Source organism: Rhizobium leguminosarum bv. trifolii WSM2297 (assembly GCF_000271845.1).
Map to the genome: position 1 here is coordinate 195,586 of NZ_JH719392.1, position 22,433 is coordinate 218,018.

Below are 22,433 nucleotides of genomic sequence, written 5' to 3' on the forward strand. Positions count from 1 at the left end.
TGCTAACATCGGCCTAAATGATATCGGTCCGACTTCGGCTAACGGCCTGCGACGCATGCGTGAGCGACGGAGGTTGTTATAGCAACGTGACTATCGCCAGAGGCGCCTCGGTGTTAGGTCGTTTGGTTTGGCCACTCGCAGCCTCATCGATACGACAGGAGATCAATTGCGGTAATGCCTTTTTCAAATGCCAGCCATTGCGCCCAGCTCACCAGCCACAGGTGTACAGCAGTCTGGTGGCGGGCGCGAACGAGGCGAGGTCGCGTTCAGGGACCTGCGGCTTTTTGCGTAGCCGCAGGGCGCCTGCATCGCTGGACCGGACGGATTTGTGAAGCGCCCGGACCGTCAAGGCCTACGACAGCTTCCGGATGGTGCTGTAAATGATATTGCGGTTGGCGCCGAACCAGACCGCGCAATCAACCGTATTTGCCGGCGCACTGCTTCTGGCAATACGCCACATGTCGGCCTCGGACCGCTGGAGGAGCTCCCAGTTCATATAGGATTCCATGTATCCGTCATCGGCCATCTCATCGGAGAAGTTGGCAAATAGGAAGACGCCGCCCGGTTTCAGCATGTCCATGCAGATCTGGGTGAGTCGGATTGCGACTTTATCGGTGAGGTAATCGTACAGTCCTGCTGCGTAGATCAGATCGAAGGTGCCGAGCTGATGCTTTCGTCCGAGCAGGCCGCGCACGGATCCATCGATAGGCTCGACAGCCGTCCCATGGAATTGGCTTGAGATCGAGCCGATGCTTTGGGGATCCTGATCCAGGGCAACCCAGCGTTTAAGGCGGCCTTCTGCCAGTGCTGTCGATGCCTCCGCTTCGCGAAGGTGACCGGCGGCGATGGCCAGGACCTCGGTATCCCCACCCGTTCGCGCAGCGGTCTCATCGACGTAGCGGGTCAGGATGTCGCGACGTTCCCTGACGGCGACCGGGCCTGGAGCGTTTATCGTGTATTCGAAGATATCGAGGCCGAGATGGGTGGATCTGGCCACTTCTTCGGCCACCGCCGGATGTCCGTAAATAAAGTCTATGAGACTGGCATCACCGGAATAGCCTCGCGGTTTTTCAAAGGACCAGCGCGTGAACGGGCATTGCTGCAGAATCTTTGCCGAGGGGTGGGCCTGGATTAGCGGGATGAGCTTCTGCCACACGGCCGCGCCGCATTTTTGGCGGACGTCGTGGAGCTGACCAATCAGCCACCTGACGGCCTCAGGCAGGTCCTTGCCGGCGGCGAACCGCTGCATTGCAAGGCTGATGACAATTGCAAACTCGGCCTCCGCAGTGCGCAGCAGGCCTGTTTGGTGATCCTGGTTGGGTGAGAGGAAATTATTGCTGACGGACTGCGGGGTGATCAAGCTTTGGCCATCAAGGGAAAAGAGCGGCTGTGCCACGGAACCTCACTGGTAAATAACAACTTAAGAGTTAAGATAAAATCCTCACCATTCTCTTAACGTCAAGTCAAGGCCTGTGGCAGTGGTCGCCGCTGCACCACTTAATTTTAGAAAATATTAGTGAAGCCGAGAGATACACCGCCAGATTGGGCGCTATTTGACTGTTATCGGTTGATGTGGAGCTGGCGTGGGGCTATCCAACTTCAGTTTGCGGTCTGCGTAGGGCAACTGCTGCAAGATGTTGGGTGGCACGGGCATGATGCACATGTTAGCCGAGACCGCAGTCGCCACGATTGGGCCGACGCCGTCGCCAGAACAGTTGCGTCGCCTTTATAAGCAGAACAGCGAGAGCGGCCGAAAGTGCGCCACGCGCAGCGGCCTCTGGATCGCGGTGGCAGTTTACCTTGCCTATGCTTTCGCGGACTATCTTTTTATTAGCGATGTCGTCGGCTACACGGTCGCTGGCCGATTGGCGGTAAGCGTCAGCGCGCTAGGCATGCTGGAACTCTTGCTCTACCGCAATGCAAAAGCCGATACGGTCGACATGGCAGCGGCGGCGTCCGTGCTCGCAGCTTATCTTGTCTGGCTTCTCACCGCCCAGATGACCACGGTCAGGGACGCGTTCTCATACTATATGGTTTTTGGCGCGATCTTCATGATGAGCGTCAACCTGTTCTTCAGTTTCCGGTTTCCGCTTGCTCTTGCGGCCTCCGTCACGAACGTGCTCATCTTCGTCGGCGCCCTCTATCTGTTCGCGCCTATGTTGCTTCTCCACAAGCTGATCCTTGGTGCGTTCTGTATTTCCTGCTTTATTTTTACGTCTTACGTGAACCTTCAGCTCAACCGAGAGCGCTATAAAGTCTTCCTGAATGCTCTTGAAGCCAGTTTGCAGCAGGCGGCCGCCGACGAAAGGGGCGAGGCTCTTTTGCACCTCTCGAACACGGACTCGTTGACGGGCCTCGAAAATCGCCGGGCAATCGATCAACGCCTGCGTGATCATTGGCAAGGCTGGCGGGACCAGAGAGCGCCCTTTGCCGTCCTTCTTATCGATGTCGATTACTTCAAGCACTATAATGACTGTTATGGCCACCAGGAAGGTGACCGGTGCCTTGTCGCCGTATCCCAGCTTCTCCAGAGCGTGGCCTCGTCCTACGGCTCGATCATCGGGCGATATGGGGGCGAGGAATTCATCGTCATCACTCCCATGCAAAATACGGAAAGAGCGGCCGCGCTCGCAGAAACAATGTGTGCTGCCGTCCGCGCGCTGGCCTGGCCACACGAGCACAGGCGCGACGGAACCGCTGTCATCACCGTCAGTGTCGGTCTGTCCTATACGCGAGACCAGACAAAGCAGGTTGACAAGGTCATTCATGAAGCGGATCGCGCGCTTTATGCCGCCAAGGCAACGGGTCGCAACACCGTCGTGGTCTTCGATCCTGACGACCCGCAGAGCAGCGATGACAGCGAGGATATCGCCGCGACCCTGAAGATCGCGCTTGAACACGGCCTCGTCTCCCTCGTCTATCAGCCGATCCGCAACGTCCAGACCGGTAACGTGGACGGTGTTGAAGCTTTGATGCGTTTGAGGATGTTGGACGGAACGGCCGTATCGCCTGTTAAATTTATCCCGGTTGCGGAAAGAACAGGTTCGATCGTTAAACTCGGCCGGTGGGCAGTTCGCACTGTTTGCCGGGACATGTTGGCAACCGACCTGGTGCAAGTTGCCAGCGTCAACGTTTCGCCGATTGAACTTAAGACGCCGGGTTTCGCCAGCTATGTCGCAACAACACTGGCGGAATTCGATGTGGCGGGCGCTCGGCTCGCTTTCGAAATTACCGAAGGCGTGGAGCTGGAAATCGACCAGGACGTGGTTCGCTGCATCAGCGACCTGAGAGCGCTCGGCGCTCAAGTCTGGCTCGACGACTTTGGCACAGGGTTCGCGGGCCTCTCGTGGCTTCGGCTGATAGAATTCGACACCGTCAAGATCGATCGATCCTTCCTCCATGACACCAATACGGAGAGAGGCAAGAGGATGCTGCTCGACATCATCAGCCTGCTGCGCAATCGCGGCGTCAGGATCCTCGTTGAAGGCGTCGAGACGATCGAACACCAGCTGCTGATGCAGCAGTACGGAATCAACCAAATCCAGGGATATTACATTGGACGGCCCGCGCCGGCGGCTCGGCTTGAATCCGATAACGTGCTTCCGTTCAGCATGGCCAGGAACCTTGATTCGAAACGTCTTTCGCGGAACGGGCCATAGGTTCGGTTCCGGTCCAGGCGGCCGATTTCCAGGCATCTTTGAGATCTTCCTCCGCCAGACTATGGCAGCCGTCTGCAAGCAGTGTTGGTTTGCAGATCCGCCGAAGAATCGTGCGATGAAATTGCTGCTTTTCCCGTTTGCGCGGCGATGTGCTGTAAGCTCCGATGTGCTTCATTTTCCTCCAGCCAATGACGCCGGAGCCTTTTCTGCCGCTCCGCAGACCATCCAATTTCCTCCCTGCTTGCCAAAAAACCACAATTGCCTCACTTAGATCACACATCCACCCTCGGCATGAAGAATTGGATCAACGCTGCATGCGCATAGCTTACGTTTTTCTCGGTGCATTTCTTGCAATCGTACAGTCCGCCTCTGCTGAAGTCGCATCGCCGCCGGTTTTGGCGCCGCTGGAGCGGCAGGCGGAAGCCGCTCAGTTGAGCGCGCAATTTCTCTCGCGCTACAGCTACAAGCCCGTTCCGCTCGACGATGCTTTGTCGGCGCGGGTCATGGATGGGTTCATCAAGTCGCTTGATCCGGACCGCATGCTTTTCCTGCAGGCCGATATCGACAAGTTCACGTCCGAGCGCAGCGAGATCGACGATGCAATCGAGCGCAAGGACTTGAAGATCCCGTTTGCGATCTTCAACGCCTATGAACAGCGCGTCGTCGACCGCATGACCTACGCGCGCAGCCTGCTGAAGCAGGACTTCGATTTCAGTGGGCAGGAAACTTACTCGGTGCTGCGCGACAAAGCGCCCTGGCCGCAGTCGCAAGCCGAGAGCGATGAGCTGTGGCGCAAGCGCGTCAAGAGCGATTGGCTGCGGTTGAAGCTCGGCGGCAAAGCCGATGCGGCTATTCGCGAAACACTCGACAAACGGTATGAGAACACGCTGGAGCGCGCCTACAAATTCAAGAGCGACGACGTTTTCCAGTCGTTCATGGACGCCTATTCAAACGCGATCGATCCGCACACGGATTATTTCGGCGCCGCCGCCTCAGCCGATTTTGATGTGTCGATGAAGCTCTCGCTGTTTGGCATCGGTGCGGTGCTGCAGGAGCGCGACGATTATACGACGATCCGTGAGTTGGTGCCCGGCGGGCCGGCGCAGCTCTCCGGCAAGCTTGCGGTCGGAGACCGCATTACCGGCGTCGGTCAGGGCAAGAACGGACCGATCAAGGAAGTGGTAGGCACGCGCCTTGATGAAGTCGTGCAGATGATCCGCGGGAAAAAAGGCTCCGTCGTGCGCCTCGACATCCTGCCGGCCGATGCTGGCGCCGATGCCACGCATCGCGTCGTCAGCCTGGTGCGCGATAAGATCAGTCTGGAAAAGCAGGCTGCCAGGAAGACTGTTCTGTCGGTCAAGTCGGGTGACACCGAGCGCAAGATCGGGATCATTACCCTGCCGGTCTTCTATGAGGATTTTGAAGCCAAGGGCAAAGGCGACAATGATTACAAAAGCGCCAGCCGTGATGTCGCCAAGCTCCTCGGCGAGCTGAAGCAGGAAAACGTCGACAGCGTTCTCATGGACCTGCGCAACAATGGCGGCGGTTCCTTGGACGAGGCGATCGATTTGACCGGCCTCTTCATCGGCAAGGGCCCGGTCGTTCAGCAGCGTCGCAGCGACGGCAAGATCGAGGTCAAAAGCTCGGATCTTGCAGAGCCTGTCTGGGCAGGCCCGATGGGTGTGCTGATCAATCGCGGCTCTGCCTCGGCTTCGGAGATTTTTGCCGCAGCGATCCAGGATTACGGCCGCGGCGTGATCGTCGGCGAACCCAGCTTCGGCAAGGGCACGGTTCAGACGGTCGTCGATCTCGATCAGATGGTTCACAACAGCAAACCCGAATATGGCGAGCTGAAAGTGACGATTGCCCAGTTTTTCCGGGTCAATGGCGGCACGACACAGCTGCGCGGCGTAACCCCCGACATCAACCTGCCCGGACTGTCCGATCTGGAGAGCTTCGGCGAGACCAGCTATGACAATGCCCTGCCATGGGCGGAGATTAAGCCGGCGAAGTATACGCCCGAAGGCAATGTCCCGGCGTTGCTGCCAGCATTGCAAAGCCGCCATGACGCGCGGGTGAAGGGCGATCCGGATTTCCAGCGTCTGGTGAAGGACATTGCCGACCTGAAGGCGCAGCGCGAGAAAGGCATTGTTTCCCTGAATGAAGCCGAACGCCGCAAGGAAGCGGGGGCGCGCGAGAAGCGGTTCAAGGATCGGGCGCAGGCAAGTGATGGCGACAATCCGTCTGGAGATGATGGCCTGGAGTCGGGCGAACGCAGCCTGAGCGCCGACATCGCGCTTGAAAACGCCCGCAAGAACGCAAAGGACGTCCTGCTCGATGAGGCCGCCGCCATTCTTGCAGACGAGGTGGGTCTGCATGACGGCGACCTGAATGCAGCCACGAAACCGGGAAAGACGGACGGGAAATAGGCGTACCGGCTGGGTGGGAAATGCTGGTGCCTGCGATTTCCGCTGACACCAGCGCCTTCTATGAGGCGGTCGGCTTCCCGCCCTCGCCATCCGATCCCATGATGCTGATGGTCGGTTTACATGATCTCAATGGCGCCCTGAGCTCGTGATCACGCTTGTTCACGTCGCTCGGCGCATGTCCGGGCCTCGAGAGCAGGCGGGGCGATAACGATCAACCGTTGGCGATTTTCTGGACGATGCTGACGTCGAAGTAATCACGCCATGCGACGATGCGATCGCCGTCCAGCTCGAAAATGCCCATCACCTTGGCCGCTGCGATCTCGCTGCCGTCAGCGCGCACAAAACGGTCCAGGCGTTCGGTCAGCACGCGAGACCCGTCCGCAGCGATGGCAAGCATGTCGAAATGGACCGTGGCAATGGGCGTCGATTTCTCCAGCGCCTCGATCATGGCAATGGCTTCCTCGATGCCGGTGGTGGAGGAAACGCCCTCATTGATCCAAATCGTCTTGGATGTGAACCACCGCGGGATGGCCACTCTGCCGTGATCTTCCGGATACGCGGCAAAAAAGGCGGCAATGGTCTCGATTGGCGTGGGCATGGTTGCGTCCTTTATGTCTGGAGCGACTGGAAGAGCTCCGGCGGCCAGCTCTCGCAGTGCGCTAAGAACTGTCGCCTCCGGCAAGCCCGCCATTCAGTCAGCCGATGAGTATTGCGAGGAGATGCTGCGCGCGGCCCTAGAGCATCTGCCCGCCTGAGATGTCGAAGGTCGTGCCGTTCGCCCAGCCCATGTCGTCGGACAGGATCGCGGCAACGGCGCCGCCGATATCGTCCGGCAGCCCGACGCGACCGAGCGCGATGCCCTGTGCGACATACGCATTGACATCATCATTGTCGCGCACCGCCCCGCCACCGAAATCGGTCGCGATGGCGCCGGGGGCGATGGCGTTCACCCGGATCTTGCGCGCACCAAGCTCGACCGCCATGAACCGCGTCAGAACCTCGACCGCCGCCTTCATGGCTGCATAGAGGCTGTATCCCGGCATGGTGAAGCGCACGAAGCCGGACGAGACGTTGAGGATGCGGCCGCCGTCACCGATCAGCGGCAGAAGCTTTTGAGTGAGGAAGATCGGTCCGCGCAGATGCGTCGTCACCAGCGAGTCGAACTGCTCCTCGGTCGCGTCGACGAAGTTTGAAAAGATGCCATTGCCGGCGTTGTTGACGAGAAAGTCGAACCGTTCACGGCCGAAATCGGTCCTCAGCGTATCGCTCAGCGCCTCGGCAAACGCCTGAAAGCTCGAGCTATCCGTGACGTCGAGCGCCAGCATCGCAGCCTTTCCGCCCTGTGCCTCGAGCTCCTGCTTCAGCGCCTCGGCCTCTGCAGCACCGCTGCGGTACGTGCCGATGATGTGGACACCGCGCTTGGCGAGGTGAAGGGCCATGTTGCGGCCGAGTCCGCGGCTGGCGCCGGTAATGAGTGCGATCTGGTTGGTCATTGTCTGCCTTTGCGGGATTGTCGCGCCTTCGGGCGCTCTCTTGATATCGTCAAGATAGATGATGGTGCGTGCGCAAACCCGCCCGATAGGCTCAATCTTTTGCCCGATTGTCTCAACCGCTTGGCCTGACGGCGAAGCGGTGGCATAAGTGGATCATGACCCATGACCTTACGCCGCATCTCGACATTGCCTTGCGCCACGCGCCACCTGGGTCGACTGTCACGTCGATTCCGCGCGTGGAGATCGGCGTTGGGCAAGCTTCCAGCGGCAAGGCACCGTGCCTGTACCGCTCGATGATCTGCTTCATCCTGCAGGGGTCAAAGCGCGTCGCAATCAACGACAATCTGCTGAGCTACGATAGCGCCCAATATCTCATCAGCGCCCTCGACCTGCCGTTGACCGGTGAGATTCTGGATGCCCCTTCGGGGCAACCCTATGTCGCGGTATCACTCGTGCTGGACCCGGCCATACTGGCCGAACTGGCGGCGACCATGCCCCCGGTGCGCGAGAACGATCCAAAGGGTATCGGCATCGCGATCAACCCGATGACCGCTCCGCTGCGCGACACGTTGCTTCGCCTGTTGTCGCTGCTCGACACGCCGGCCGATATCCCGGTTCTCGCGCCGATGATCGAACGGGAATTGCTCTATCGTCTCCTGCAAGGTCCGCAGGGACGGCTGTTGCGTCAGATTGCCCAACCCGAGGGCGCGCTGGGTCGCATCCGGCGCGCCGCTGGCTGGATCAGGGACAATTACAACACCCGACTGCGCATCGAGGCCTTATGCGATGCAAGCGGCATGAGCCGCGCCAGCCTGCATCGCCACTTCCTGGCAATGACCGGCCTCAGCCCCCTTCAATATCAAAAACAACTTCGGTTGCAGGAGGCGCGCCAGTTGTTGCTTGCCGGCGAACATAGCGCCTCCGACGTGGCGTTCGCCGTCGGCTATGAAAGCGCGTCACAATTCAGCCGGGAGTATTTTCGGCAATTCGGCGCGCCGCCGGCGCGGGATGCTCGTCAGATACGGCGCAAAATTGGTGCGGCCGCGTAAGCGCTTCCCCCCGCAGTTTAGGATCCGAGGCGAGCCGGCTTGTACCCGAGGGGGCGGTCGCGCTGCACAAGCGTGCGGCCAACGCGGGCGAAAACAAAGTGCTATTGCAAGCGGAGGCGTACCCGGCAAAGACCGCTTCGGGTGCCGTGGAAGGTAATTAGCCATTCACCGCTGTCAGATCGCAACGATGTCTGCGAAAAAACTTCTTGGCGCGCGCCATCACCGTAGTCTCCTACGGCCCCACGGAGGAGATCCCGCGCTGGGTCATGTCCTCCGCCGCCTCCCGGACGGTACCTGCTCGCGTCATCGTGACATGGCACTCATATCAACCGCCACGTCATAAGTGTTAGCTAGAAACCTACGCCTATCGGGCCACTCCCGCCGTTATAAGTTTCTGCCAAAACCTTATAACGGAGGTGAAAACCCTGCTTAATCCGCGACGCAGGACTGCGGCTGCTTGATGCCGCAGAAATCCTTCCCATCCGCGGCATGCTCGTGCATTCGGTTCCGATGACGCGCCTTCTGTGATGTGGTCGACTTCCCACCCTCGCCATCCGATCCATGACGCTGATGGTCGGTTGCACGACTAAATAGCGCCCTGGATGACGCCGGATGGCAGACGCCGGCTTGTGCCACGTTCCCGCGGCGTTTAGATCGCCGGGCTAAAATCAGCTGCCAGCACCGCATCCTTCAGCGCCCGAGAATACTCATGCTGCGGATCATCCAGCACCGCCCGTGCGCGCCCCCGTTCAACGATCTCACCTTTGCGCATGATGATGATGTTGTCGCTGACATAATAGGCCGTCGCCAGATCATGGGTGATGTAGATGATCGAAAGGCCGAGCTCGTTTTTCAGGCGGCCAAAGAGGTTGACGATCGCCATGCGCAGCGAGGCGTCGACCATCGAGACCGGTTCGTCGGCGACCAGCAGGCGAGGTTGCGGGATCAGCGCGCGGGCGATGGCGACGCGCTGCAACTGGCCGCCGGAGAGTTCGTGGGGAAAGCGGCCCTTCACCTCTTCCAGCGTCAGGCCGACGTGATGGAGGGCGGCGTCGGCCATCTTCTCCGCCTGCTGCCGGTCCGGCCGTTTTCCCCCGGCCGAGAAATTGCGGGCGGTCTCGAAGAGATAGCGGTCGACCCGCTTCAGTGGATTGAAGGCTTCGAAGGGGTTCTGCAGAACCGGCTGCACCTCTTTCATGAAGGCGGTGCGTTCGGCTCTGTTGTGGATGGCGACGGTCTTGCCGGCAAATTGCAGCTCGCCTTCCGTCGGTTCGGTCTGACCGAGGATCATCGCCGCCACCGTCGATTTGCCCGAGCCGGATTCGCCGACGATCGAAAGAATCTCCGGCTCCTCGCCGAGTTCGAAGCTGACATCCTTCACCGCGGTGATCAGCCGCCGGCCGAGCAGGCCGCCCTGGCGGTAGACCTTGGTGACATGCGAGAGGCGAAGCAGAGCACTCAAACCGGATCTCCCGTAACCGCAAAACACGCCACTCGCCGTCCAGGCTCGACGGTGACGAGCGGCGGAACCTTCTGTGAGCAGATCTCCATCCGTTTGGGACAGCGCGGATGAAACCGGCAGCCTTCCGGCGGCATGGCAAGGTTCGGCGGCCTCCCCTCCAGCGAGGGCCTGGTTGTGGGATCGCCGATCCTCGGCAGGCTGCCGACGAGGTGCTGCGTATAGGGATGGAGCGGCATGCTGAAGAGCTTGGCGGTCGGCGCTTCCTCCACCAGCCGCCCGGCATAGACGATGCCGATGCGGTCGGAGACCGTCGCGTGCACGCCCATGTCATGGGTGACGAACAGGAAGGACGAACCCATCTCGCGTTGGATTTCGCGGATCATATTAAGCACATCGCGCTGAACGATCACGTCGAGCGCGGTCGTCGGTTCGTCGGCGATGATGAATTCCGGGGTCAGGATGGTGGCCAGAGCAATGGTCATGCGCTGGCGCATGCCGCCTGACAGTTCGTGCGGATAGGCGTCGAGCAGATGCGGATCGAGCTTCAGCCGCTGCAGATGGGTGGCGACCTTTTCGAAGAAGACCTGTTTGCTCACCTGCATATGACGGAAGGCGAAATCGGTGAAGGAATGGCGGATCCGGCGCACCGGATTGAGCACGTTCATCGACCCCTGCATGATATAGGAGAGATGGCGCCAGCGCAGCGCCATGCGCTCCTCCGGCTTCATCGCGTAGATATCCTGGGTGCCGCCGGCGAAATGGAATTTCACGCTGCCCGATACGACCCGCAGCGGCGGCCGGATGGCGCCGGCGATGGTTTTGATCAGGGTCGTCTTTCCGCTGCTCGATTCCCCGGCAACGCCATAGACCTCGCCGCGGCCGATCGTCAGGCTGATATCGTCGACGGCGCGCACTTCGCGATCGACGCCAAAAAGGAAGGCGCGGTAATAGGCTTTCAGGTTCTCGATTTCGACCAAATTCTCCATGCTAACTTCCCATCCGGTTCAGCCGGCTGCGCGGATCATTGTATTCGTTCATCGACATCGACAGCAGGAAGAGCGCGAGGAACAGAATGACGATGACGGCGACGGGTGCCGCCACCCACCACCATATTCCGGCGATCAGCGCCGAATGCGCATTGGCCCAGTAGATCATCATGCCCATGGTCGGCGTCTCGATATCGGTGAAGCCGAGTACCGAAAGCGTGATCTCCATGCCGATCGACCAGATCATGTTGTTCATCGTCGTGGCGAAGACGATCGGCAGCACATAGGGCAGGTGCTCCTCGACGAGGATCTTGCGCATCGTCATGCCGGAATAGACGCTCTGGGTGGTAAACGGCCGGCTCTTCAGGCCGAGCGCCACCGAGCGGATCAGCCGGGCATCATAGGACCAGCCGAGCGAGGCCATGATGACGATCAGCACGGTCCAGGTCATGTTGTCCTTCAGCACGAAATAGAACAGGATCAGCAGCGGAAATTGCGGTATCACCATGACGCTGTCGTTGATCGCCATCAGCACCCGGTCGACCGCGCCGCCGGCATAACCGGCGACCAGCCCGACGACCAGCGAGATGATGCGCGAGAGAAAGGCGACGCCGATGCCGAAGAACAGCGTGTTGCGCAGCGCCGTCGTCAGCTGCCAGAAAACGTCCTGGCCGCGTGAGGTCGTGCCCAGCCAATATTCGCCGTCCGGCGGCATATCGGGCGGCAGGAGATAGATGTCGGTCGCGCCATAGGGCGAGAAATACGACAAGATGACGAAGCCGACGATGACGGCAAAGAGCAGCAGGCCGCAGAGGAATTCCATATTCTGGCGGGCGAGGTCGCGGATGATGGTAAACATGCCTATTCCACCTTGATGCGCGGATCGATCAGCGGGCTCAGCACGTCGATGATGAAGACGGCGGCGGCGACGCCGACAATCGACAGGGCGCTGAGGCCGAGCACCAGGCTGTAGTCGCCGGCATGCACAGCTTCGATCAGCAGATTGCCGATGCCCGGATAGCCGAAGACGATTTCGGTGATGACGGTCCCGTTGAAGATCGCGCCGAGCGACATGGCAAGCCCGGTAAACTGCGGCACCATGGCGTTGCGGGCGATGTAGGAGCGCAGGATCTTTCCCTTGGGAACGCCTCCGAGTTCGGCGAAGACGACATAGTCGTCGGTGATGATGTTGGAAACCAATGCCCGCATGCCGATCAGCCAGCTGCCGGCGCCGACAAGGATCAGCGATAGGGCGGGCAGGATGGAGTGCTTGAGGATATCGAAGACGAGAGCAAAGGAGAGGTCCAGATTGGCGTTCATCTCATAGCCGCCATTGATCGGCAGCACCGGCCAGATAAAGCCGAAGACGATGAGAAGCACGAAGGCGAGAATATAATAGGGAATGGGCAGCAGGGCGATGAAGACGAGGCTGACGGCCTTCAGCACCATATCCTTGCGGTAATAGCCGGCGAGTGCGCCGATCGCATTGCCGAGCACGAAGGTGATCAGCGTCGACACCGTCATCAGCCCGATCGTCCAGGGCAGGGAGCGCAGGATGATGGTGGTGACCGGCGTGGGAAAAGCCGAAAGCGAGGGGCCGAGATCGCCTGTGGCAAGCCGCAGCCAGAAGTGCAGATATTGCTGCCAGATCGAGCCCTGCATGCCGTACAGCTCGCGCAGCGACTGGCGCATCAGCTCGATCGCATTCGGGTCGGACTGTCCCATCTGGGTGATGGCGCCGATGCTTTCTTCGACCGGATCGATCGGGGTCAGGTGGGTGACGAAGAAGGTGATCGTCACGCCGAGAAAGACGACGAGCAGAAACTGACCGAACCGCTTCAGCACAAAGATCAGATAGGGCGTCATAAGGCAGTGGTTCCTCTCTGGTTCCCTTTCATCGGATGGAAAGGATCGGCGGGCAGAGCCCGCCGATAAGGGGCCGGCGCGTGGCTGCGCGCCGGCGTTGGGAGGATTATTTCGGTTGGGCGGGCTTCAGCTTGACCATCATCAGCCTGGAGTTCGCCCAGTTCGGCACTGGATCCGTATAGGGGTCCTTGATCGTCGGATAGCCGGTCCAATAGGTCGTATCCATCGAGGTGAAGACGTTATAGGACATCAGCGGGATCGTCGGCATTTCCCGGGCGACCAGTTTCAGATAATCCTTGCCGAGCTCCATGCCCTTGGGATCGTCGGCGCTGATGCCGCGGATGCTCTCGATGATCTTGTCGAGCTCCGGATTGGACCAGCGCTGCCAGTTGCGCGGCGGCTGAACCTCACCCTTCTTAGCCACGAACTGCGAGTGCCAGCTGTCGAGGAAGAAGGAGAGATCGGGATCGCCGCCCCAGGTTTCGACGCTCCAGGCGATCGCCACCTGGAAATCGCCGGGCTGCAGCGCCGTCTGCCAAAGTTTCGCGGCCGGCACGGCTTTGGCGTCGATGCCGAAGGCCGCCCATTGCTGTGCGATCAGGGTTCCGGCGCGGGTGAAGACCGAGCGCGTGTCGCCTTCCACCGTCATCCGGATCTTGAAGGGCTGGCCATCAGGGGTCAGCCATTTGCCGCCGGATTTCTTGAAGCCTGCCTTCTCAAGCAGTTCGCCGGCGGCTTTCGGATCGGGTTTCCACCAGCCATAGCCGAAGGCACCGCTGATCGCCTCAGGATCGGTCGGAATCTGGTCCTTGAACTTCGGCTGCTTGCGCAGGATATCGGCGATCTGTTGCCCGACTGTCGGGTCATAAGGCTTGATCTTGCTCTTGCCGGTATCGATCTCGAAATTCTTCAGCCAATCCTGCATCGGCGCCTGATAGTCTTTCATCGTGGCCGCCGTCGGCGGCACGCCGAGCGCCGAAAGCGTCGCCGCCCCGCGGTAGCTCGCCATATCGACGGCCTTGATGTCGATCAGCAGGGCCAGCGCCCAGCGCACGTCGGCATTGTCGAAGGGCGCATCCTGGGTGTTGAAAATGACCGCCGGCAGCGTCGGATCCGGATGGGCAAAGGGGAAGCCCGGGAACCAGGTATCGATTGTCTTCGATTTCTCCTTGAGGGTGAACATGCCCTCCGGCGTATTGTCGTGGATGATATCGAGATTGTGCTCGAGCTGGGCGATGGTGCGTTTATCCGGTGGGCCGGGATCGGTATAGGTCACATATTTCGGGGCGGGCTCGCCGAAGCGGGCAAGCGAGGTCCGCTGCCAGTCGTCGCGCTTCTCCCAGGTGTACCATTTGCCCTGCGGATCGTAGGACTTCAGCTTGTAGGCGCCGAGCGAGACGGGATTGGCGAAATCATAGCGAAGCGGATCTTCGACTTTCTCGAACACGTGCTTCGGCATGATCCAGGCGCCGTTCCAGCGCACGGTGAAGATAGCGTGGAAGCGCGAATTCGGCTTCTTCAGCTTGAACACCACGGTCTGGGGATCGGTCGCCTCGACGCTTGCCACCTGTACCGAGAAGGCCGCACTCCAGACCATGCCGGGGTGGTCCATCTGCGTCTTGACGGTATAGACGACGTCGTCGGCCGTGAACTCGACGCCGTCGCTCCAGAACAGCCCCTTGCGCAGTTTCACGGTCATTTCGGTAAAATCGGCATTATATTGCGGCTTGTCGGCGGCGAGCGAATTGTCCCAGGACGCGCCGCCAAGCCCCTGTTCAGGGTCGATATACCAGAGCGTATCCATGGTCAGCTGCTGCAGGCCGGTGGAGACACCGCCGCCGCCATTGACCCAGATGTTGAACCAGCCGGGATTCTTGATCGTCCCTTCCGGATTTTCGACGATGAGCGTCTCCTTGCGCGGCAAGGAGGTATAGTCATCGGCCTTGGCAGTCGCCGCCAGGCCGATTGTGGCCAGCGCGACGCCGAATGCGAACCTCTTCCACTGTTGCATGAACTCCTCCCTAAAAAGCGACGATGCGGCGGCCGCTAAGGCACGCATGGGTACGTCGCGGTTGTCGGTTCGCTTTGACATCGGACCCGAGCAATCGAGTCAGGGCTCTGGCGAACCATCCGTCCGGCCCGCCTGCCTCCTCGCAGTCGAGCCAAATTTCTCAGCCGGGCCCCATGTCGGGATTACCGGCGGCGGCTGTCACACCGACAGCCGAATGACGTTGTAGGACAGCGGTTTCAGCGCCGCCCGCACCCGTCCATCCTCGACCTTCGCAGTCTCGACATTGACCGGAGCGACGGTCTCTTGCCGCGCAGCCGTGTTGACCGCTTCGAGATCGCCGTGGGTCATCTCCACCTGCTCGATCACCCTGGCAGATCCGAACCCTTCCAGTCGCACATCGAGATCGAGTGCCGTGGTCGGATGGCGGTTGACGGCAAAGAAGGTCAGCGTCCTGCCGTCTTCGGAATGCACCGCCGACACGTCGAGATAGGGAACGTCGTTTTCCTCGTCGCTGTCATAGGTCGGACCGTCGACAACAAGCTGCAGCGCCGTTCCACGGCCATAACGGGAGGCGTAGTAGAAGGGATAATAGATCGTCTGGCGCCAGGCAGCACCGCCGTCGTCGGTCATGATCGGAGCAATGACGTTGACGAGCTGGGCGATGCAGGCGATGCGCACCCGGTCGGAGCGGCGGATGAAGGTGTTCAAAATGCCGCCGACCTGCAGCACATCCTCGAAATTATAGACGTCTTCCAAGAGATGCGGCGCATCCGGCCATTCGTCGCGCGCCAGGATCTCCTTGTCCTGCTGGTTGGAATGATACCAGACGTTCCATTCGTCGAAGGAAATGCCGATCGTCTTCTTCGAGCGCTTCTTCGCCTTGACGTAGTCGATCACGCCGCCGATCGTGGTGATGTAGCGGTCGAGCTTCGTCGCCCGGGCGAGATAGTTGAGCGTATTTTTCTCGCGGTTGGCGAAATACATATGCAGCGAGATATGGTCGGCGCTGTCATAGCACTGCTCGAGCACCTGAGCTTCCCAATCGGGATAGGTCTTCATGTCGGAATTGGACGAGCCGCAGACCACGAGTTCCAGCGACTTGTCGAAGCCGCGCATCGCTTTTGCCGTCTCGTCCGCCAGCCGGCCATATTCATAGGCCGACTTGTGGCCGACCTGCCAGGGGCCATCCATCTCGTTGCCGAGGCACCACATTTTGACATCGTGGGGATTGGACCAGCCATGCTTGCGGCGCAGATCCGACCAGTATGTGCCGCCCGGATGATTGCAATATTCGAGGAAATTGCGGGCGGCGTCGAGGCCGCGCGATCCCAGATTGACGGCAAGCATCGGCTTGGTGTTGGCCTTCTTGCACCAGTCGACGAACTCGTTGACGCCGATCTGGTTGGCTTCACGGGTGCGCCAGGCAAGGTCGAGGCGTACCGGGCGCTCCGAACGCGGGCCGACGCCGTCTTCCCAATTATAGGCCGAGACGAAGTTGCCGCCGGGATACCGGCAGTAGGGCGTATCGAGTTCACGCACCAGATCGAGCACGTCGCGGCGGAAGCCGTCCTCATCGGCTGTCGGATGTCCGGGCTCATAGATACCGCCGTAGATCGCTCTGCCGAGATGCTCGAGAAACGAGCTGTAGAGCCTGGCATCAATAGTCGCGATTCGGAAATCGCGGTGGGCAACGACATTCGTCTTCAACGGATCCTCCCGTTTATGTATCAAGATTTTTGTTTTCTTGCCTCTAACTTGATATCAGGAATGTCGTTCTGTCAACCGAGCTGCATATTTAATCATACTAATGAAAATTTCCAGAAAATCATTTAATTACATTGTGTTTAGTTTATTTCATGCATCGCTAATGTGGAAAAGAAGTTCGCTATTAAAATCACGATTTCCGATATTGAGTTCATCAGACGTGCAGGCGCATGATGATATCGCGGCCGTGATTTCCGAAGCCGCGGCCAAAAATATTGACGCCGCCGGTATGGCCGGCATTCTCCGCGATACCGACCCGGAGCCGGATGGACGAGTGCTGGGCCAGCGCCAGATCGGTGAGCGTCACATTCGATGCGGCGATGCCGTCGATGAAGGTGCCGCGCGTCGAGATGCGCCAGGTCTTCATCGCCCCATATTGCGAGCCCTCGAGCTTCCACCAGGCTGGCGTGAAGGCGCCGCGCTTGTCGCCGTAATCGCCCGGCGACGTCCATGTTCCGATCGCCATGCCATTGACCCAGAGGGTGATGTCGGAGGGCCAGTCCGGATTGGTGCCGGGGACCTCGGACGACAGCTCCAGCGAAAATTCGATGGCGCGAATATCCTTGTTCAACACCTTGGCATTGTTGGGGAATTTATACTCGACATAACCCCGGCCGAACCAGACGAGCCCGGCCTGCATGCGCTGGGGATCCAGGAAATAGTCGGGTACATCGAGCGGCCCGATGACGCTCTCGGTGGAGCAAAGACCGCAGGGCGCATGCACGTCGCAACTAGTATAAAGCCCCACCGGCATCTCGACTTCGATGACATTGTTCGCCCTTTGCGCCGCACTTTCCTCGAAGCTGATCAGGATTTCGCTGTAGATCGCCGAGCAGATCTTCTGGTTTCCCTTGCGCGCCTTCGCCAGCCGGGAATCGACCAACCCGGCATCTTCCAGAATCTGAATCCCGGTCGCCACGGTGGATTGGGGGAGGGAAAGCGCCTGCGCGATGTCGTTGATATTCAGCGGCCCCTTGGCGCAGAGCAGCTTCAGCATCTCCACCCGCGCCGGCGCCGAAAGCGCCCGAACTGCCTCATGGTTCTCACCAGCGGCAATCGTCAAAAACGAACGTTCCATCACTTCCCCACTATTTCCGATGAAATGATGTATATCGGAAATTATGATACATCAAGTGGGGAATACTAGGCCGGTCACGACCGTTTTGTATGGTACACACATCAAAGGTCCAGCTCGTCCCGGATGGGCTGCCGTGAGATTTCCAGTTCAACTCCCCCGACCGATTGCAAGCGAGCGCGAATAGCATCGGCAAGATTGCGCGCCGTCGGCTCGGTGGTCGCAAGCGCCGCACGCAGAATATCGCGTGCTTCGTCTTCCATCGAACGGCCATGCGCGGCGGCGCGAACGCGCAGCCGCTGCTTCAATCCCTCATCGAGGTTGCGTATCGTTATGTTGGCCATCATTGCCTCCATTTGGCATCAATCACTGATCGCATCTCCGAAGCAACGGTGACGAAGTGGATCCCCGGCCGCAGGCTTCAGGGAATGGGTCGACCCTGGTCAGTGTCTCGGCGCCCGCGGCTGCGGATCGGCATAAAGCGCGATGAGGCGTTTTCCGGACTCAACCCGACAAGCGTCTTCAACGCTTGGCGGACGAGTGCGCCGGTTTCTTTGTGCCCGGTGAGGGACCTGGCCCTTTCCACGAGAGCGTCATCGAGGTTAATAGTCGATCGCATCGTCCAGTTTCCTTATCCTGGTGTCCTGCCTAGTCCCATCAGCAGGCATCGGCTGTGGAATTAGCGGCCGGGGATTGTTGTAATTCGGCCCATTCCGTCACGGAGCCGAAAAATTGCTCAGTGCCCGGTTGCCTCAGGCTGCAGATCAGCATCGGTCAGCGTCCCCAGGAAGGCAACGATCTCGTCGATCTCCGGATCGGTGAGGGCAGGTGCATCGCCCGGCTTCCTGCCGAAGGGCGGGTCCTGGTTGAGATTGTCCCAGTAGGCTTGCGGCAGGTCGTCATATCTGCGGATCGTGCCGTCTGAATTTTTCGGATACCAGCGGCCAGGATCGATGTCGCGCGTCGCATAGAAGGAGACGACGTCGCGCAGCGTGTGGAAATAGCCGTTGTGGAAGAAGTTCTTTTTCAGCGCCACATTGCGCAGCGTCGGCGTGCGGAACAGGCCGCATATTCGTTGTGTCCGGCGAGATCGGTACGCAGCGGGCCGCAGAGTCCGAGGTCGTGATAGTCGGGATCGGCGTTGGCCGGGATTGCCATGTTGCGGGGGGCGGCGAGCCCGAGGAAGCCGAAATCGGAAAAGAGCGGCGGCTCGCCGTCATTTGCCGGTTCGCTCAGATGGCAGCTCGAGCAGTTGCCTTTTTCCGGATCCTCGAACAGTTGCCGCCCGTGCAATTCCTGCGCAGTCAGCGTCGCCTTGCCGGCGAGAAAGGCGTCGTAGCGGCTGGAATAGGGATAAAAATCCGGGCCGCTTTGCTCGAAGGTGGCGAGCGCCTCGGCGGCGGCGTCAAAGGTGTCTTGCGGATTGTCGAACACCCTCTCGCCAAAGGCTGCCTTGATGTCGGCGGCATAGGGCGCCTTGCGCAATTTGACCGCGACCTCGGCCGCATCCTTGTTGCCCATCTCGAAGGGCGAGAGCAGCGGGATCTTCGCCTGGTCGGCGCCGTGATCGACCCGGCCGTCCCAGGTCAGGCCGCCGGTCGGGCCATTGTCGACGCTTTCGTCGCCCTCGTCCTCGGAATCGTAATAATGCTCGGTGAATGCCGGCACCGCCTGCAGATAACGCAGCGTCGGAACGGCGCGCAGGCCAGGCTGGTTCATATCCTTGCCGCCGATTTCGACCGGCCCCGCCGATGCCGGGCCGAAGGCGTGGGCCGGATCATGGCAGGAGGCGCAGGCCTGCAGGCCGGAGGCCGACAGCGAAGTATCCGAGAATATCTTGCGGCCGAGTGCGGCCAGTGTCTCGGCCCGGGCGAAGGCCTCGGCACGCGACATCGGTCCGGGATGCACGCCGGAGGCGGCCGCCGCGCTGCTTTGCCGCAGCGGCAGAATGACCAGACAGAACGCTGCAGCACCGAGTCCGACCACCATGGCGGATCGCGCAAGCCGGATAGTGTCGGTGATCATGATAAGGATCCCAATGACTTGGCATTCGTCTCCTTCATGATCGAACCTCGCTGCAACAAATTGATGACGGTTATCCCGCGGGCGCTTCGTGACCGTCGCATGTCACAAAGTTGAAAGATGGCGGGAATAGCGTCAGGTCGCCCCCAAGCGTCTCGCTCCCTCTAGCCAACGCCCAAAGCCATGAGGTACCCCTGTGAAAAGTCTGAAACGCCTCGCCACAATCTGTCTCGCCGGGTCGGCGATGCTGCCGCTCGCCATGGCGACGGCTGCCCATGCCGCACCCGCCGGTTACGACAAGATCGACAATATCGTCGTCATCTATGCCGAAAACCGCAGCTTCGATAATCTCTACGGCAGCTTTCCCGGCGCCAATGGCCTCGCCGACGTCGGTGCCGATCAGGTCCGCCAGCTCGACCGCGACGGCCAGCCGCTCGCCGAACTGCCGCCGGCCTGGGGTGGCCTGACCGCCAAGGGCGTGACCCCCGCTATCACCGAAGCGCAGTCGGCCCATCTTGCCAATGCCAGCTTCGCGATCGACGATCCGAAGGGTTTTGCGCAGGCGCCATCGGTCGTCACCCGCGATCTCTGGCACCGCTTCTATCAGGAGCAGATGCAGATCGACGGCGGCAAAAACGACAAGTTCGTCGCCTGGGCCGATTCCGGCAGCCTGGTCATGGGCCATTATGACGGCTCCATCCTGCCGATGTGGCAGGTGGCGAAGAAATACGTCCTTGCCGATAATTTCTTCCAGGGCGCCTTCGGCGGTTCGTTCCTCAATCACTTCGCGCTGGTCTGCGCCTGCGCGCCCTATTATCCCGATGCCGACAAGAGCCCGGCCAAGCCTGTGATCGCCAAGGTCGATGCCGACGGCACGTCGCTGACGGTCACGGAAAACGCCCCGAAGTCGGCGCTGGAGGGCGCACCGAAATTCGTCTCCGACGGCACGCTGACACCGGACTTTTACGCCGTCAACACCATGCAGCCGCCCTACCAGCCGAGCGCCAATCCGCCGGCCAAGGATGGTGATCCAGCCTTGGCCGATCCCAATGCCGCAACGACGCTGCCGCCGCAGCATGCGATCACCATCGGCGACCTCCTGTCGCTGAAGGGCGTCAGCTGGGCTTGGTATAGCGGCGCCTGGCAGGCAGCCCTTGACGGCAAGAACGCCACGCCGGTGCCGAACTTCCAGTTCCACCACCAGCCGTTCAATTATTTCGCCAATTTCGCGCCCGGCACCCCGGCGCGCGCCGAACACCTGAAGGACGGCGGCCTTGCCGGCGAGGCTTTCTTGAAGGATATCGACGCGGGCAAACTGCCGGCGGTTTCCTTCTACAAGCCGCAGGGCAATCTCAACGAACATGGCGGTTATGCCGATGTCTCGAGCGGCGACCAGCATCTTGCCGATATCGTCTCCCATCTCGAGAAGAGCCCACAATGGGGCCATATGCTGGTCATCGTCACCTATGACGAAAACGGCGGCTTCTGGGATCACGTCGCGCCGCCGAAGGCCGACCGCTGGGGCCCGGGCAACCGCATCCCGGCCTTCATCATCTCGCCTTCGCCAAGGGCGGCACGGTCGATCACAGCCAGTACGACACGACATCGATCCTCCGGCTGATCACGGCGCGCTACGATCTGCCGGTGCTGCCCGGCATCGTCGCCCGCGACAAGGCGCTGGGTGATAACGGCCGCCCGCCGATGGGTGACCTCACTGCCGCGCTCGACCTGACGCATTGACGTTTTGCGAGCGGCCCCGATTTCCACAGGGGCCGCTCCCTCTCCATGTTTACCGTTACCGGCGCAGCAGCGGCCGCAAGGCGGCCTGCGTTTCCTTCAGCAGCGGCAGGTACCGCTCTTTCATCTCCGCGGCCGGGACGAGGGCGGCCGGCGCGCCGATATTGATCGCCGCAACCGTTTCGCCGCGATCGTTGTCGATCGGTACAGCGATCGAGCAGAGGCCGATCTCCAGTTCCTGGTCGATGATGGCGTAACCCTCTGTCCGCACACGACGGAACTCGGCGATCAGCTCATCAGGGTCCGTCCTGGTATTGACCGTGTTCTGCTTCAGCTCGCTGCGGGCAAGGATGGCACGCGCCTCGTTTTCGCTAAGGGCGGCCAGCAGCACGCGGCCCATCGAGGCACAGTAGGCGGGCAGGCGGCTGCCGGGGGTGAGATTGATCGACATGACGCGGCGCTGGGCGGCGCGGGCGATGTAGACAATCTCGGTGCCGTCGAGCACTGAGGCCGAGGCGCTCTGACCGGCCCTCTGCGAGAGAAGATCGAGATGCGGCTGCAACAACGCCGGCAGCGGTGTGGCGGCGAGATAGGCATGGCCGAGCCGCAGGATCTTCGGCGTCAGCGTGAAGAACTTGCCGTCATAATCGGCATAACCGAGTTCGGCCAGCGTCAGCAGCGAGCGGCGCACGGTGGCGCGGTCGAGCTCCGTCAGCTTGGCGGCTTCCGCAATCGATAGCCGCTGGCGCGTCTCGCCAAATGCTTCGATGACTTTCAGGCCGCGGGCAAAGCCGCTGACAAAATCCGTTTCGCGCATGGTTCGGTTCTCCAATCGATTGACTGAATTTGTGCGATATATGAACAAATGTCAAATAACGCA

General features: G+C 60.4%; 16 protein-coding genes and 3 pseudogenes. 5 read left to right on the plus strand and 14 right to left on the minus strand.

Annotated features, from left to right (window positions below; genetic code table 11):
- Window positions 1-352: 352 nt before the first annotated feature.
- Entirely contained in the window at window positions 353-1,396 is a 1,044-nt protein-coding gene (locus tag RLEG4DRAFT_RS00830; protein ID WP_003574605.1) for a class I SAM-dependent methyltransferase, read from the minus strand.
- 259 nt (window positions 1,397-1,655) lie between these two features.
- On the opposite strand from RLEG4DRAFT_RS00830, the gene RLEG4DRAFT_RS00835 reads away from it, so the two are divergent.
- The 3 genes from RLEG4DRAFT_RS00835 (at window position 1,656) to RLEG4DRAFT_RS47370 (ending at window position 6,237) form a co-directional block, all read left to right on the plus strand.
- Entirely contained in the window at window positions 1,656-3,659 is a 2,004-nt protein-coding gene (locus RLEG4DRAFT_RS00835; protein WP_051040874.1) for a putative bifunctional diguanylate cyclase/phosphodiesterase, read from the plus strand.
- A gap of 314 nt (window positions 3,660-3,973) precedes the next feature.
- Window positions 3,974-6,088: a carboxy terminal-processing peptidase gene (locus RLEG4DRAFT_RS00840; protein ID WP_003574608.1), complete on the plus strand. Its 2,115-nt coding sequence runs from the start codon at window positions 3,974-3,976 to the stop codon at window positions 6,086-6,088.
- Between the two features lie 26 nt (window positions 6,089-6,114).
- Window positions 6,115-6,237, plus strand: a complete 123-nt coding sequence (locus RLEG4DRAFT_RS47370; RefSeq protein WP_280803005.1) for a hypothetical protein — start codon at window positions 6,115-6,117, stop codon at window positions 6,235-6,237.
- 62 nt (window positions 6,238-6,299) lie between these two features.
- Here RLEG4DRAFT_RS47370 and RLEG4DRAFT_RS00850 read toward each other — a convergent pair whose 3' ends face one another.
- The gene (locus RLEG4DRAFT_RS00850; protein ID WP_245277923.1) at window positions 6,300-6,779 is read right to left on the minus strand and encodes a limonene-1,2-epoxide hydrolase family protein; all 480 of its coding nucleotides are present in this window, start codon (window positions 6,777-6,779) and stop codon (window positions 6,300-6,302) included.
- 43 nt (window positions 6,780-6,822) lie between these two features.
- Window positions 6,823-7,581 carry an SDR family NAD(P)-dependent oxidoreductase gene (locus tag RLEG4DRAFT_RS00855; RefSeq protein WP_003574610.1) on the minus strand — a complete coding sequence of 253 codons (759 nt, stop codon included), beginning with the start codon at window positions 7,579-7,581 and terminating at the stop codon, window positions 6,823-6,825.
- A 155-nt stretch (window positions 7,582-7,736) separates the two neighbouring features.
- Here RLEG4DRAFT_RS00855 and RLEG4DRAFT_RS00860 point away from each other — a divergent pair, with 155 nt between their 5' ends.
- Window positions 7,737-8,630, plus strand: a complete 894-nt coding sequence (locus RLEG4DRAFT_RS00860; RefSeq protein ID WP_003574611.1) for an AraC family transcriptional regulator — start codon at window positions 7,737-7,739, stop codon at window positions 8,628-8,630.
- A 649-nt stretch (window positions 8,631-9,279) separates the two neighbouring features.
- Here RLEG4DRAFT_RS00860 and RLEG4DRAFT_RS00865 read toward each other — a convergent pair.
- From RLEG4DRAFT_RS00865 to RLEG4DRAFT_RS00910, 10 genes and pseudogenes are all read right to left on the minus strand, one after another.
- Complete coding sequence (locus RLEG4DRAFT_RS00865; protein ID WP_003574612.1) at window positions 9,280-10,092, minus strand: ABC transporter ATP-binding protein; 813 nt, start codon at window positions 10,090-10,092, stop codon at window positions 9,280-9,282.
- Complete coding sequence (locus tag RLEG4DRAFT_RS00870) at window positions 10,089-11,078, minus strand: ABC transporter ATP-binding protein (RefSeq protein ID WP_003574613.1); 990 nt, start codon at window positions 11,076-11,078, stop codon at window positions 10,089-10,091. Before RLEG4DRAFT_RS00870 ends, RLEG4DRAFT_RS00865 begins: the two co-directional genes overlap by 4 nt.
- A gap of 1 nt (window position 11,079) precedes the next feature.
- Complete coding sequence (locus tag RLEG4DRAFT_RS00875; RefSeq protein WP_003574614.1) at window positions 11,080-11,937, minus strand: ABC transporter permease; 858 nt, start codon at window positions 11,935-11,937, stop codon at window positions 11,080-11,082.
- A 2-nt stretch (window positions 11,938-11,939) separates the two neighbouring features.
- Window positions 11,940-12,944 (minus strand): ABC transporter permease, encoded by a 1,005-nt coding sequence (locus RLEG4DRAFT_RS00880; protein ID WP_003574615.1) that lies wholly within the window; start codon window positions 12,942-12,944, stop codon window positions 11,940-11,942.
- Window positions 12,945-13,050: 106 nt separating this feature from the next.
- A complete protein-coding gene (locus tag RLEG4DRAFT_RS00885; protein WP_003574616.1) occupies window positions 13,051-14,955 on the minus strand; it encodes an ABC transporter substrate-binding protein in 1,905 nt (634 codons plus the stop codon).
- A 198-nt stretch (window positions 14,956-15,153) separates the two neighbouring features.
- A complete protein-coding gene (locus tag RLEG4DRAFT_RS00890) occupies window positions 15,154-16,662 on the minus strand; it encodes an alpha-N-arabinofuranosidase (RefSeq protein WP_003574617.1) in 1,509 nt (502 codons plus the stop codon).
- Between the two features lie 211 nt (window positions 16,663-16,873).
- Complete coding sequence (locus tag RLEG4DRAFT_RS00895) at window positions 16,874-17,797, minus strand: ArsR/SmtB family transcription factor (protein ID WP_003574620.1); 924 nt, start codon at window positions 17,795-17,797, stop codon at window positions 16,874-16,876.
- A 101-nt stretch (window positions 17,798-17,898) separates the two neighbouring features.
- Window positions 17,899-18,138, minus strand: coding sequence for a FitA-like ribbon-helix-helix domain-containing protein (locus RLEG4DRAFT_RS00900; RefSeq protein WP_003574622.1), 240 nt, complete (start codon window positions 18,136-18,138; stop codon window positions 17,899-17,901).
- A 99-nt stretch (window positions 18,139-18,237) separates the two neighbouring features.
- A pseudogene (locus RLEG4DRAFT_RS00905) lies at window positions 18,238-18,413 on the minus strand (type II toxin-antitoxin system VapB family antitoxin).
- A gap of 117 nt (window positions 18,414-18,530) precedes the next feature.
- A pseudogene (locus tag RLEG4DRAFT_RS00910) lies at window positions 18,531-19,819 on the minus strand (cytochrome-c peroxidase).
- A gap of 193 nt (window positions 19,820-20,012) precedes the next feature.
- On the opposite strand from RLEG4DRAFT_RS00910, the pseudogene RLEG4DRAFT_RS00915 reads away from it, so the two are divergent.
- Window positions 20,013-21,556: pseudogene (locus tag RLEG4DRAFT_RS00915) on the plus strand (acid phosphatase).
- A gap of 55 nt (window positions 21,557-21,611) precedes the next feature.
- Here the strand turns inward: RLEG4DRAFT_RS00915 and RLEG4DRAFT_RS00920 are convergent.
- Window positions 21,612-22,370, minus strand: a complete 759-nt coding sequence (locus RLEG4DRAFT_RS00920; RefSeq protein WP_003574631.1) for an IclR family transcriptional regulator domain-containing protein — start codon at window positions 22,368-22,370, stop codon at window positions 21,612-21,614.
- Window positions 22,371-22,433: the final 63 nt, after the last annotated feature.

Excerpts from the sequence above, each read along its gene's own strand:
- RLEG4DRAFT_RS00880 (WP_003574615.1), bottom strand. The coding sequence starts at position 12,944 with ATGACGCCCTATCTGATCTTTGTGCTGAAGCGGTTCGGTCAGTTTCTG.
- RLEG4DRAFT_RS00895 (WP_003574620.1), bottom strand. The coding sequence starts at position 17,797 with ATGGAACGTTCGTTTTTGACGATTGCCGCTGGTGAGAACCATGAGGCA.
- RLEG4DRAFT_RS00900 (WP_003574622.1), bottom strand. The coding sequence starts at position 18,138 with ATGGCCAACATAACGATACGCAACCTCGATGAGGGATTGAAGCAGCGG.
- RLEG4DRAFT_RS00835 (WP_051040874.1), top strand. The coding sequence starts at position 1,656 with ATGCACATGTTAGCCGAGACCGCAGTCGCCACGATTGGGCCGACGCCG.
- RLEG4DRAFT_RS00920 (WP_003574631.1), bottom strand. The coding sequence starts at position 22,370 with ATGCGCGAAACGGATTTTGTCAGCGGCTTTGCCCGCGGCCTGAAAGTC.
- RLEG4DRAFT_RS00860 (WP_003574611.1), top strand. The coding sequence starts at position 7,737 with ATGACCCATGACCTTACGCCGCATCTCGACATTGCCTTGCGCCACGCG.
- RLEG4DRAFT_RS00875 (WP_003574614.1), bottom strand. The coding sequence starts at position 11,937 with ATGTTTACCATCATCCGCGACCTCGCCCGCCAGAATATGGAATTCCTC.
- RLEG4DRAFT_RS00870 (WP_003574613.1), bottom strand. The coding sequence starts at position 11,078 with ATGGAGAATTTGGTCGAAATCGAGAACCTGAAAGCCTATTACCGCGCC.
- RLEG4DRAFT_RS00850 (WP_245277923.1), bottom strand. The coding sequence starts at position 6,779 with ATGGCGGGCTTGCCGGAGGCGACAGTTCTTAGCGCACTGCGAGAGCTG.
- RLEG4DRAFT_RS00855 (WP_003574610.1), bottom strand. The coding sequence starts at position 7,581 with ATGACCAACCAGATCGCACTCATTACCGGCGCCAGCCGCGGACTCGGC.
- RLEG4DRAFT_RS00885 (WP_003574616.1), bottom strand. The coding sequence starts at position 14,955 with ATGCAACAGTGGAAGAGGTTCGCATTCGGCGTCGCGCTGGCCACAATC.
- RLEG4DRAFT_RS00840 (WP_003574608.1), top strand. The coding sequence starts at position 3,974 with ATGCGCATAGCTTACGTTTTTCTCGGTGCATTTCTTGCAATCGTACAG.